The 12,354-nt window shown below is 34.1% G+C and carries 14 protein-coding genes; 2 read left to right on the plus strand and 12 right to left on the minus strand.

Annotation, left to right across the window (positions count from 1 at the left end):
• Positions 1-214: 214 nt before the first annotated feature.
• Positions 215-1,858: a pyridoxal phosphate-dependent decarboxylase family protein gene (locus tag FH508_RS16165; protein WP_172772108.1), complete on the plus strand. Its 1,644-nt coding sequence runs from the start codon at positions 215-217 to the stop codon at positions 1,856-1,858.
• Complete coding sequence (locus tag FH508_RS16170; RefSeq protein WP_172772109.1) at positions 1,842-3,539, plus strand: methyl-accepting chemotaxis protein; 1,698 nt, start codon at positions 1,842-1,844, stop codon at positions 3,537-3,539. Before FH508_RS16165 ends, FH508_RS16170 begins: the two co-directional genes overlap by 17 nt.
• A gap of 133 nt (positions 3,540-3,672) precedes the next feature.
• Here FH508_RS16170 and FH508_RS16175 read toward each other — a convergent pair whose 3' ends face one another.
• The 12 genes from FH508_RS16175 to FH508_RS16230 all read right to left on the minus strand — a co-directional run bounded on the left by FH508_RS16175 (position 3,673) and on the right by FH508_RS16230 (position 12,286).
• A complete protein-coding gene (locus tag FH508_RS16175; RefSeq protein ID WP_172772110.1) occupies positions 3,673-4,098 on the minus strand; it encodes a GatB/YqeY domain-containing protein in 426 nt (141 codons plus the stop codon).
• A 69-nt stretch (positions 4,099-4,167) separates the two neighbouring features.
• Positions 4,168-4,728, minus strand: a complete 561-nt coding sequence (locus FH508_RS16180; protein ID WP_172772111.1) for a hypothetical protein — start codon at positions 4,726-4,728, stop codon at positions 4,168-4,170.
• Positions 4,729-4,868: 140 nt separating this feature from the next.
• Complete coding sequence (locus tag FH508_RS16185; protein WP_228134120.1) at positions 4,869-5,891, minus strand: DUF1835 domain-containing protein; 1,023 nt, start codon at positions 5,889-5,891, stop codon at positions 4,869-4,871.
• A gap of 23 nt (positions 5,892-5,914) precedes the next feature.
• Entirely contained in the window at positions 5,915-6,676 is a 762-nt protein-coding gene (locus FH508_RS16190) for a formate/nitrite transporter family protein (RefSeq protein WP_228134121.1), read from the minus strand.
• A 168-nt stretch (positions 6,677-6,844) separates the two neighbouring features.
• Positions 6,845-7,252 (minus strand): GNAT family N-acetyltransferase, encoded by a 408-nt coding sequence (locus FH508_RS16195; RefSeq protein WP_172772114.1) that lies wholly within the window; start codon positions 7,250-7,252, stop codon positions 6,845-6,847.
• Positions 7,253-7,343: 91 nt separating this feature from the next.
• A complete protein-coding gene (locus tag FH508_RS16200) occupies positions 7,344-8,081 on the minus strand; it encodes a VOC family protein (RefSeq protein ID WP_228134122.1) in 738 nt (245 codons plus the stop codon).
• A gap of 63 nt (positions 8,082-8,144) precedes the next feature.
• A complete protein-coding gene (locus tag FH508_RS16205) occupies positions 8,145-8,483 on the minus strand; it encodes a cupin domain-containing protein (RefSeq protein WP_172772115.1) in 339 nt (112 codons plus the stop codon).
• 84 nt (positions 8,484-8,567) lie between these two features.
• Positions 8,568-8,777 carry a hypothetical protein gene (locus tag FH508_RS16210; protein WP_172772116.1) on the minus strand — a complete coding sequence of 70 codons (210 nt, stop codon included), beginning with the start codon at positions 8,775-8,777 and terminating at the stop codon, positions 8,568-8,570.
• 40 nt (positions 8,778-8,817) lie between these two features.
• Complete coding sequence (locus FH508_RS16215) at positions 8,818-9,306, minus strand: tetratricopeptide repeat protein (RefSeq protein ID WP_172772117.1); 489 nt, start codon at positions 9,304-9,306, stop codon at positions 8,818-8,820.
• Between the two features lie 746 nt (positions 9,307-10,052).
• A complete protein-coding gene (locus FH508_RS16220) occupies positions 10,053-10,460 on the minus strand; it encodes a S8 family serine peptidase (protein ID WP_172772118.1) in 408 nt (135 codons plus the stop codon).
• A gap of 626 nt (positions 10,461-11,086) precedes the next feature.
• Entirely contained in the window at positions 11,087-11,725 is a 639-nt protein-coding gene (locus FH508_RS16225) for a DUF2306 domain-containing protein (protein ID WP_172772120.1), read from the minus strand.
• A 171-nt stretch (positions 11,726-11,896) separates the two neighbouring features.
• Positions 11,897-12,286: a VOC family protein gene (locus tag FH508_RS16230; RefSeq protein ID WP_172772121.1), complete on the minus strand. Its 390-nt coding sequence runs from the start codon at positions 12,284-12,286 to the stop codon at positions 11,897-11,899.
• Positions 12,287-12,354 lie beyond the last annotated feature (68 nt).

A 12,354-nucleotide genomic window follows, 5' to 3' on the forward strand; every position in this document is an offset into this window, starting at 1 on the left:
TAGTAATAAAAGTAAAAAACGACGCAAACATCTGTCTGAAAATCATTCTTTAAATATAATGAAAATATTTTCTAATAATTTAAAATAATAGAAATTTAATATCCTACTCAAATATGAATATATTTTCCATAAGAATATGTTATTATGACTTTAGTAAATTGTACTATTATTATCTAAATAATGGTGAAATATGAACTAATAAAGGATGATGAAAATGAAGAATATCCAACAACTATTTCAAAGTGAAGATGGGAACAGCTTACAAAGGGAAAACTTTTTATCTCTAATAGAGCAAATTGTAACTTCATTAGATCAATTAAAAGATCCAAAGAAAACAACACTAGGACCTATACAAGAACGTTCTGCTACTTTCTATAAAGATCTTATGCAAGAAAACCAAGTTCCTACATCAGGGGTTGGACTTGATCAGGTCGTTCAAGACTTAACACAATTAATGCAAGGTCATCCTTATCATACACGCAACTTTGTCACAAACGTTTTACCAATGGCTAGTATCCCTGGTGTATTGGGACAATTTACGAATGCCTTACTTAATGGCAACAATTTGTGGGATGTATATGGACCTGCAGCAGCAGAATGCGAAGTAAAAGTTATCGCAATGATGTCAAAATTAGTTGGTTATGATTTCACAGAAAGCTTTGGTTATACAACTTGGGGTGGACAAGGAGCGGTATTTAGTGGTTTACGTCTTGCCATTGCGAAACAATTCCCTCACGCTAAAGAGGAAGGTGTACCAAATAATTTATATTGCTTCGCGTCAGAAAACGCCCACTATAGTTTATTAAAGTCTATTGAAGCAGTCGGTATTGGTAGTAACCACTTAGTACGTGTAAAAGCAGGTAAAGACCAATCGATGGACGTAGAAGATTTAAGAAAACGCATGACAGAAGTAATTGAAAATGGTGGTATTCCTGTTTACATCGTAGCGACTACAGGTGCTACAGATCAATTTGCAATTGATGATGTGCAGGCAATTAAGGAAGTTGCAACAACACTTGAACAAAAATATGATTTAAAACAAATACATATCCATGCTGACTCTGCTTTAGGCGGTTTTTACGCATTTTTCAATGACTACGACTTTAAAGCAAACACACTACAATTCGAGGAAGATGTATTGAAAGGCTTACAACAAATTCGCCAACGTATGCAACATCTCGCAATTGCGGATAGTCTATGTTTTGATTTCCAAAAGCTTGGTCAAACACCGTATTTAACAAGTCTATTCTTAATAAAAGAAGGAAAAAGTTTACAACTATTAGATATTGACGACTTTGATACACCATATGTAGGCAATAGAGGCTACGGTTCATATCATACTGGTTATACATTAGAATGTTCTCGTATGGGTAGTTCAATTGCTATTTATGCTGCATTACAGGCATTTGGTAAAGAAGGTTATCAACAAATATTAGCTAACTATGTTCGTGTAAATTTAGCATTCCGTACACAATTAGCTGATCAATTACCAATGTTACAAGTAGTAAATGACGCAAATATCGGACCAGTAACAGCCTATAGACTATATCCAAAAGGCTTTGACTGGGCAAATGAACAAGCTGGAAATTATACACAAGATCAAATCGAGTACATTAATGGTTTAAATGCTTCATTCTTTGAAATTTTAGGTGAAGGACGAGATGAAGTATTTTTCGGTGATACGACACGTGTCTGCACTGTTAACGCAAGTGATACAAAGCAACAAGTTCCAGTAGCTGCAGCTAAATTCTTTTCTATCTCACCTTATACTGAGACAGAACATATTAGTGCTATGATTCAATTCCTACAACAAAAAGTTGTATTATTGGAGGATTTACAAGTTGAGTATATTAAGTAAATTTAAAAGTTCTTTACTCTATAAATATATTGCAAGTTTAACAATTCCAATCGTAATTATTTCAATAATATTTAGTTTCATGTTATTTCTCGTTTCTAATAAAATCATTGATAATTTTGTTATAAAGGAATTTGAATCATCATTAGAGGTGATTTCTAGCAATATTTTCGAGGATATCGATAAAAATAAAGTAAAAGCAGCAGATAACGGTATTAAAACTCAATATGAAAAAATAATGAAACAATTAAATGGTACAACAAAAAAGTTTGATATTGAAAATGCCTATATACTATCCCGCGCTAATGGTAAGGAGCATATCGTTGCATTAAGTAATACGGATAGTTATCAGGAAGACTACGTTTTTGATCCAAAAATGCATGCGGCTTTAGATACTGGGCGGACGCAAATAAGTGAGATCTATGAAGACGAATACGGTATTCATAAATCGATTTTTATTCCATTCAACAATACAGATATTCTTTTTGGGTTAGATATGGATGCTTCATTTATATCTGAACTTCAAACACAAATTATTTGGGTTAGCATCATCATGACAATTATTTTTGCACTATTTGGAGTCATTGTTGCTTATTTCATCAGTAAAGGCATAATTAAACCAATTAAAAATATGACAAGTTATGTGGATAAGGTTGCAAAGGGTGATTTAGCTGTTGACCCATTACCAATCAAAGGTACAAATGAAATCGCTCAGCTTTCAGATGGCATCCAAAACATGACGGCTGATTTACGGACGCTCATTCAGCAAATTGCAGAAAATGCTGAACAAGTGGCTGCCATGTCAGAAGAATTAACTGCCAGCTCCGAACAAACGAGCGCATCTATTCAACAAATTACATCTTCTATGCAGGAAGTAGCTGCAGGCTCAGAAAGACAAACATCATCTATTGAAGAGGTAGAAGGTCATATTACAATGATTTCGACGAAGATGACAGATGTTGTAGATAGTGTCAATGATGTCACAACAAAGGCGTTTAGCGCATCCACTATTGCCGAAAAGGGCAATACTACAATCCAAAGTGCTACAGAAAAAATGGCAATCACATCTGAGGCCATTCACCATACTGCAGATGTTGTAAAACGTTTAAGCACTTATACAAATGAGATTGGTGATATCGTTTCACTTATAAATGAAATTACAGACCAAACCAATTTACTTGCTTTAAATGCCTCTATTGAAGCAGCGCGTGCGGGCGAACATGGTAAAGGCTTCGCAGTTGTAGCTGAAGAGGTACGTAAATTAGCTGATCAATCACTTACAGCAACGAATAGTATTCGAACACGTATTGAAACGATCAAAGAAGAATCTGCTCAAGCAGTGAAATCAATGGCGATTAGCAGTAATAACCTTGCTGAAAGTTCTACTACTTTTAACGCATCTGGAGAAGCCTTTGGCGATATCTATGCACATATAACAGAACTTACTCAAGAAATGAACCAGGTTAACAGCATCATTACGAACATGAATGAAGGAGTTAGCAATATTGCTAATTCAGTTGAGCAAGTTGGAATTGTAGCTGTTCAAGCATCTGGAAACATTCAAAATGTCGCAGCTGCTTCCGAAGAACAGTCTGCTAGCATCGAAGAGATTACCGCTTCTTCAAATAATTTAGCGGAAATGGCTCAACAACTACGAAATATTATCCAGAAATTTAATCTATGAGTGCCATCTTTGCGTGCCAGGCACCGAAACAATTAAGAATTCTTCCATACGAAGTCTGTAGTAGATTGCCAATGGCTTAAAAAACAAAGGATAGCTGACGTTACGAACGCCAGCTATCCTTTTTGTTCCTCTATTAAATTAAACTTTTGACTACTTTTGAAATAACGGCACCTTCCGCTTGACCATTTAACAAAGGTTTTGCAATTTTCATTGCGTCTCCCATATTCATGCCTTTAGTAACACCAGCGGCTACTAATTTTTCAGCAATTTCTTCTTCAGTTAATTGTTTAGGAAGGAATGATTTTAATAGTACTAATTTTGCTTCCTCTTTTTCAATTAAATCCGCGCGACCAGCATTTTGCGCACCTTCTAATGCCTGATTCGTCTGCTTTACTTCACGATTAATAATGGCAATCTCTTCAGCTTGTGATAGGGGTTCACCCTTTTCCTTCTCTGCTAAATCTAGTGCCGATTTAACAAGTGTAAGTACGCCTTTAGCCAAGACATCCTTTTCCTTCATAGCCTTTTTTAGTTGATCAAATACTTCTGTTTTTAACATCAAGCTCACTCCTCAAATATGAATCACTAATTGTCAATGATTATTGCACATAGTGATGGCAGAAACAATTTATTTTGCTTTCTTTAATTTTAACACATCTGCCTTTGTTTCTAATATTTCTATAGTTAACACTTCCATCTTAGCATCTACTTTATCTATTATTTCACTAAGATTTTTTTCAACCGTCTCCATTTTATTCTCTAGCTTAGTTTCAAGAGAATCCAATCTTGATTCAACTTTCTCTAATCTAATTTCAAGTGAGTCTATTCGTGTTTCAACTGACTCTAATCTTGTTTCAAGCGAATCTAGTCTTGTTTCAACTTTCCCTAATCTTATTTCAAGTGAGTCCAATCTTGTTTCAACTAAATCGATCTTCTCTTTTAATCCTTTTTCTACCTCTTCAATTTTCTCTTCTAATCCTTTTTCTACCGCTTCGATTTTCTCTTCTAATCTTTTTTCTACCGCTTCGATCTTCTCTTCTAATCTTTTTTCTACTGCTTCAATTTTCTCTACTAATCTTTTTTCTACCGCTACAATTTGCTGTTGAATCTCTGTTTTCACGCCTTGTACTTGTGTAGAAAGCTCCAAAATTGCTTGAAGAATTGCATTTTGATTGATTTCAGGATTCATTGTCAACTTCCTTTCTTTAAATTAATCTATTAAGTCAATCTTTATGTTCACTTTTAATGTTATTAATCTATGAGAGTCTTACGAGCTCTTCCATACCAATTTTATCTACCATTTTTAATGAAGTCAAAACATCAAAAATTTCAATTTGTCAAGAAATCGTCTAGTAATTTTACTTCATAAAAACGCATGGCTTTTATATCACCTTTATATGAAAAAACACCTTCCTTAATTAAACAACGTAACCGATATTCTATCCATTCGTCTCCTGTATATTCCTGCATATGTCCAATCACTTCACCAATTAATCGTGCTGCCTTCTTATATTCCACCTTGCCATCTTCTTGATACATACGCTTTGCACATTCAACAATATAATCATCATCTCGTTTTTCGTTACTGCTGGTTAATAGCTTATCACAAGCCCATGTTCGAATAATATGGACATCGTCTAATAATAAACGTTTCCCTTCATCAACCAATTGTTGCCTTTGTACGTTATTTAATGGCTCTATCCCCTGCTCATAAAAATTAACAAGCGTTTCTCCATTTAATTCACCCGTTGATCTTGGATAGTTATCTTGCGCTAAGTGCGGGTTTATTTTCTTTTTATGAAAAGCAGTGAATGTGTCAATTACACGCACTGTATTTAACTTACCATCTAGCATAGCTAGCACAAGACGTAACCCTGTTTGCTCATGTGCATTTTGACAAGTCCAAATAACAATGTTCTGATGCGGTAAAATATTGTTTATTTTTTCAACTGCAGCTAACATAAGCTGTCTATAATGCGTAATTCCATTATCTTCAGTTGTGTATCGATTCTTAAACCACGCAAATCTGGCTTCAATACCTGATGTTTTATGTAAGTCATTAATAGGACCAATAGATAGATTATGTGGCAACACAATGATATCTTCTGTCTTTTGATAGTCTGTATTTCTAAATGCAGCTTTTAAACTTCCTCCTGGTGATTCGCCAAATAGGATATGTACCGTTTGTGCATTCGTATTATTTTTTTCCTCTGATACTTGTAATATAACTTGTTGAATATCCTCACTTGATTTGCCATTTAATAAGGAAAAGAAAAGCATTGACTTCGCTTCGGCTTCGCTAAGTTTTTTAATTGCCTCTTTCAATCGAATAGAATCCTCGAGCATTTCCATTTCTCCTTTCGATAATTAGAAGTTTATCCCCGTGCGTTAAGCCAATAGACAAAACCAATTATTGCACCGCCAATGATATTACCTAGTGTGACGGGAACTAAATTTGCCACTGCACCTCCAATGGACACTAGATCACCATGTGGAATAAAGAGCGCTAGGCAAAAAAGTGTCATATTGGCAATGCTATGCTCAAAACCTGATGTAATAAAGGGGAGAATACAACAGAAAATCATCGCTAATTTTGCTATTTCTGATTTTAATTTATAGGTACTCCAGACAGCTAAGCAAACAAGAAGATTACATAAAATACCACGACATAGCAAAGCGACAAAGCCTGCATTCATTTTGTACGTTGCCACTTTCTCGATATACGTCGCGGTATCACCGACTGCAAGCCCTGCATAGAAGAACAGCACTGCCCCAACTAAAGAGCCCATAAAATTACCTATATAGCTAAATAACCAAATACCGACCATTGCAAAAGGGGTGGATTTTTTCTCTAAAGTACTTACAGATAATACGAAGTTATCCCCAGTAAATAAATTTGCACCAGCCATCATGACCATGCTAAGTGCCACACCAAATGCTAATCCTTGAACAACTTTCATACTTGGTACACCAACAGGATCATATAAGCCTCCAATAGTAACAATCAACAAAATACCAAAGCCAATAAAGAGTCCTCCAGCTATCGCTTGCAATAAATAGTTAATAGGCCTTTTCTTCATCATCGTAACTTTCATGCTAGCTGTCGAACAAACAATGGCAATGGTTTCTTTCATCATGCTCACCTCCGAATAAACATTACCTATAAATATCATATCGTATTTCGTAGTTCCCCCATATTATGAATGTGAAAATTTTTGAACAACCTTGGTACTATACGCTAGTTAATTTCATAAAAAAGAAGGATAGCATTCTATCCTTCTTTTTTCTCAGCAACGGCTCACATATTATTCAAAAAACAACATCATTCCTGGAGCATCTGCATCCCTTTCAGAAAATCCAAGTTTTTGATAAAAAGGTTGTTTACCCTTAGCACATGATAATTGAATCCACTTTATATTTTTAAGTTTACAATGTGCTAATAGAGCTTCCATAATAGTTGTACCAATGCCATTTCGTTGATACTCAGAATGTACCATTACGTCGCAAATAAATGTTTGATAAATACCATCAGAAATAATTCGACCATAGCCGATTAATGTTTGGTCATCATAAATTGAAATACTATACCAGCTACGACAAATGGCTTGAAATAATTGTTCGTACGTATATAGCCCTTTCGCATTCCAGCCAGTAGTCTGATGTAATGCTTGATAATCTTCAAAGGTAGGATTTGTTTCACTTATTATGTACACCTTGGCTATTCCCCCCCCGCACTATTTTGAATAAATATACAATAAAGAGATTTATTATTCAATACTAATTCGGAAAATAGCAATACAATTTTTATAGGTGTGAAATAGCAAATTCTCCATTTACGCTTACACATAGTTGTAGATGATCATCGACTCTAATTTCAATCGGGCTGACAATTGCTTTTTTAGTAGAGAAATACCACATACGTTCACTCGGACCGATTAATAGATGGACACCATCCTCGTAATTCCCCATAAAAGTAAGCGCATCTGTACGTATTTCTTCATCTTTAAGGGGCGTGATACCATATTCCTTTAAACGTTCTGCGACAGTAAGGATCGCATCAGTCGTTAAATTTATTTCCGCAATATTTAATACATGTTGAATTGAAAATGCATTGGTACTCACTTTTGGGTTTATCCCCTGTCTAGCAATAAACTCAATTATATTGTCCTCTGGATCGTAAAAATAGCATGCGTATGCATCTAAAAATTCAAAATAGACCTCATCTTGTTCATCTGCGCGTAATATTTCTACACGTTCTTGCACCCATTTTTTCGCTTGTTGAAATAAATTACTTGGTATATTGAACGCAAAATGATATTGCTTGTCGATAGTAGAGTCTATTCTTTCAAATAGGATATTGCTTTCCCCAGCTGCTATTTCAAAAAAATGCTCTGCTTGTTCTAATAATTCAAATCCTAATTTGTCACAGTAAAATTCCTTCATTTTATGTAAATCATGCACGTTAAGTTTCAATTCCGAAATCTTCATTTTCCAAACATCCCCTTTGTATTTACTACCATTTACTGTACTAAATAAATACATGGTGAACCTCATGCAAAAGAATGAACATTTTGGAAAATAGGACACGTCTTATAGCTTCATGCCCTATAGCGGTATACGATCTCCTTTACTATTCGGTTGAGAGATTACTAAAAATTCTACATCTTCCTGTAAATCATTGCGCATTTGATGCGGCGTAAGCGCTGGCACTTCAATTCCCTCATTCGCCTGTAATGTAATCCTTTCTCCGTCTATATCCATTGTTGCCGTACCCGAAAGTACAAAAAAGAATTGTTGTGCTTGATGATGATAATGACAAACTTCTGCTGTATTGGCTGGCATCCTTTCGTGAATAACACTCAATTCATTATTTTTAACTAAATGCCAACCATCACACGCATTTCCCCAATTATAATGTTCTGCATGTTCTTTACTAATTTTCAACTACAACACCCCTTCAATTTTACCTTAATGGAAGGCACTTGCATTTCATAAAAAAAGTCACGCGCATCATACGTGACATAACGATCATTTAACTTTAATTTTTTCGACTGTAGCAATATAAATCGTTTCTTCATGCATTTTAATGTATTGATCCTTCGATTCTTTAATGTATCCATCATTTATCAAAAACTCTTTTAGCTCAGATTTTTTCTCAAAAACTTTATCTTGATTCATTTCTTCACCTTCTGAATCATCTGATCTCTTTGAAATGTTCATCATATAAAACTTCGTCACATTTTGCTCCTCCATTATAGTAGATTCGATTATCAAGGGACTATTTCCATACTTTATCTAATTGATTTGCATAGAAATTAATTGCGTTTTTATAACTAAGTATTTCAGCGTCTGTTGTCGTTTCTGCTAGGCATTGAAGTAAGAGTTCCATTGCTTCGTTATGTTTTTTTAGATTATATAAAGTCATTGCATAAAACACTTGTAATGCATGATTCGTTGGAAATAATTGCATCCCTTCTAAAAAAACTTTTTCGGATTTTTCATAGTGCCCTAATGTTCTATACGTACTGCCAAGTCCCAAAAATGCTCCTTCTAAAGCTGTTCCAGATAACCCTTGTTGGATGGCCTTTTCATAGTAAGGAACGGCTTGTAATTCTTGTCCTAACACATCAAAACTCCAAGCACATTGGTAGTTAATGTATGCATCTTCTGGATATTCCTCTACCAACTGTAAAAGTAACTGATTTGATTCTTGCTTCTTATTAACTTTTCGTAATTCAAGCGCTCTTTCTAGTTGTTTTTCGTACAATGTAATTGCTCCTTTTTCTTGATAGAGGATTATTTTTTGAATCCAGGGTTAATCCCTTCTTTCCGAATTTTCGACGACGGAACAAATTTCCTATTCTTTTATCATCATACACGATATGTAAATTCGACAGTTACTATTTTCCCCACTATTTTGTATGATGCTTGAGATTTATATTAGCAATAAAAAATGACCAGGTTCACATTTTTGTGCTGGTCCTTGGTCATTTTTTTATTGATTTGAACATATAATCTTCTTCTTTTTTTCGATGCCAATAATTAATTATGATTCAAATGGTTATTTTAATTTTGTTGTCTTTTTACTTTTTTTATGTGATAAACAACCCCAAAAATAAAATTAACTATAAAAAGAAAATTTAACGGATTGAAAAGACCTGTTTATTTCGCTGCCTATTGCCAACTGTAAAAAGCTCCATAAAATCCAAACGGCAATTTGACTTAGAATCATTGGTATGCTGAACCAATCACCCAATTCCATCTATCATCATCCCATTAATCAAAATAGAATGTATCTGCACTTGTCATGTCTACTTATTTAGACTCTTGTTTTAACTTTTTGTATTCTCTGTAGTTCAAAGGTATCGAAATAATCACTAACAAAGCCGCGATAAGATTAATCATGGTTTTGGTATTTGAAGATATAGATAAATACGATGCAATACAGCTTATACTGACAGGTACTATCACTAAATAATAGTATGGTAATAATTTCATATTAACTAGCCCCCTTCAGAGAGAATCTATCTTCTTCAATGCTTGTAGATAAGTTATCTCTCGACTATTAATAGATTTTAGTAGCGCTATAATACTATCATTGGTCAAATCTTTATTTTTCGAAAATGCATAATCCTTTAATAGTGCGATATAACCTGAAATTAAGGCTGTTGCCTGTGAGGTACCACTTGTTTTAATTATTGCTCTATCGGTATTGATTGGTGATATCTCGTGACCAGGAGCGTTAATCGTCGTTCTTTGAGGACCGCTTGTTAAATCAAGTACATTTCCAGAAGCATCAATTGCTCCAACTGAAATAACTTCATCCAAAATTGCAGGATACATCAATTCAGTATTTCCATAATCTCCTGAGGATGCTACTACAGTATAAATCTGCTCTAAATCCTCTATTTGTATTTCCATTATGATATTCTACTCGATTAGCTAATTGGTTAGTCCATAAAGCAGTAATACCATTAATAGTTCCAGGAATTATACCAAGTTTGCCAAAAACGACACTAGCAAGTGCGAGACCAGTTGATACAGCCTGCTGCATCTCTTAAATCATAAACCCATTGCCTAGCAGCTGAAGTACTCATATAACGTCGTTTGCCCCACCAAAAAGTTTCATCGTAAGTAGATCCGCCCTGAATATAAAAGTTTTTATCGGTCGAATCAATCATGGCACCGTTGTCTAAAACTTTTAATTCACCTTTTTCAATTTTTATTTAGTATTAGTTCACCCTATTAATGAAATGTAAAATCTAAATTTTCATTTGTGGTGTCAATTTGAAAAAACTATCTTTTAACTTATTAATACCAACATCAAATAGCTATAGCTAAACAACCTCGAATTTAATAATAATTTATCATTGAAAACATTTCTCAATCAATAGTAATATCAATTTATTTTTTTATAAAATTCAGGCACTTTTGTAATGAAAATTTTAGTATTATGTAAAAAATATTTTATATTAATTCTTCCCTTACATTTTTTCTACAAGAACAAATAAAAAAACCACCCAAAATGGAGTGGCCTTTACCCTAATTTATTTAACTATTAAGCCTCTTTCTTGACGTGACCGCCCAATAATCCATTGAGCTATCATGAGATTCGGTACCCAACATAACCACGAAATAATCGGATAGCTTATTATAAAATTTTCAAATCCGAATAATACTGTAAAGACTAAAAGCCAAATTCTCAATGTTACAGCAGCGAACGTTAACGAATAATTTCTTATCATCCATTGTTGATGTTCATAAATTTTTTGTTGTTTAATTTTTGCAAGCGCTTGATAACCAGTGATCATCCATAATATAGATAGTGCACTAAAACCGAGCTGAGATATGACTCCCCCAGTAGCATAAATCGCTAAATAAAGACCTGCGACACTACCGAATAAAATGCCAATCATATAGAGTTTCCCTAAAATCCGATGTCGCTTTATATTGTTTTCTCTAAACTTTGAGAATAATGTAAAGGGGCCAATAACTAATGCCAGTACACTAAATATAATATGGATATACAGCATCGTATACCAAAGCGAATCTAAAGTATCTATAAACATAAGTTTCAAGCTAACAAACCCTGCTTGATGGGCATCCAATATTAAATATTGAACAATGGAATAACAAGCTATACCAATAGCTAAGCAACTAATAAGAAGCCAAGTTTTTTTATTCATTGTGCGGTCCCCTAAAATTTAATTTATTTACGAAATACGTTCCTCCGTCCATAATGTAACATTAAATTATAGAGGATTTATTTTTCTCATGATAAGTGGTAAAAAAATTGGCATAAGAGGTACTTAATTATGAATATCAGCCAGTGAAACTTGTAGTTGACTAAATCTTGTTTAAGATATTCCCCTACAAATCATCAATAAATTTCCATCTAGATCTTTAATTACAAAATAAAAATTGTCCTCAATCTCCGTCACAAGTTCAACATCATTTTCTTTCATAAATTGATAAGAAGCTTGGATATCATTTGTTAGTAACTGAATAAAAGGAGCTTGATAGGTTGAAATATCCCCATCTTCCTTTCTCCACTTAGGCATTGTATCTAACATCAAACCTGCCGTTCCCGTCATTGGTGCTGTGTATAAATGCCCGAAACATATTTCTCCCCCTTCTAATCCGAGTATTTTACTGTACCATTCTCTTGCTTTTTCTAGATCACGTACTGGAACAAATACACCGCCTATTTGGTTTTTAATCGGTGTTTTATTTATTGGTATGGTCACAATAACTTGCCTCCCGTCAATTTTTTACTATAGGATAACCATTTCTACATTTACTTATATTATCCTTT

It is taken from the genome of Lysinibacillus sp. CD3-6, assembly GCF_006351725.2.
Lineage (GTDB): Bacteria > Bacillota > Bacilli > Bacillales_A > Planococcaceae > Lysinibacillus.

Bases quoted from the DNA above. Each gene is read 5' to 3' on its own strand.
- FH508_RS16165 (WP_172772108.1), top strand. From the start codon at position 215: ATGAAGAATATCCAACAACTATTTCAAAGTGAAGATGGGAACAGCTTA.
- FH508_RS16175 (WP_172772110.1), bottom strand. From the start codon at position 4,098: ATGTTAAAAACAGAAGTATTTGATCAACTAAAAAAGGCTATGAAGGAA.
- FH508_RS16180 (WP_172772111.1), bottom strand. From the start codon at position 4,728: ATGAATCCTGAAATCAATCAAAATGCAATTCTTCAAGCAATTTTGGAG.
- FH508_RS16185 (WP_228134120.1), bottom strand. From the start codon at position 5,891: ATGGAAATGCTCGAGGATTCTATTCGATTGAAAGAGGCAATTAAAAAA.
- FH508_RS16190 (WP_228134121.1), bottom strand. From the start codon at position 6,676: ATGATGAAAGAAACCATTGCCATTGTTTGTTCGACAGCTAGCATGAAA.
- FH508_RS16200 (WP_228134122.1), bottom strand. From the start codon at position 8,081: ATGTATTTATTTAGTACAGTAAATGGTAGTAAATACAAAGGGGATGTT.
- FH508_RS16220 (WP_172772118.1), bottom strand. From the start codon at position 10,460: ATGGAAATACAAATAGAGGATTTAGAGCAGATTTATACTGTAGTAGCA.
- FH508_RS16225 (WP_172772120.1), bottom strand. From the start codon at position 11,725: ATGAATAAAAAAACTTGGCTTCTTATTAGTTGCTTAGCTATTGGTATA.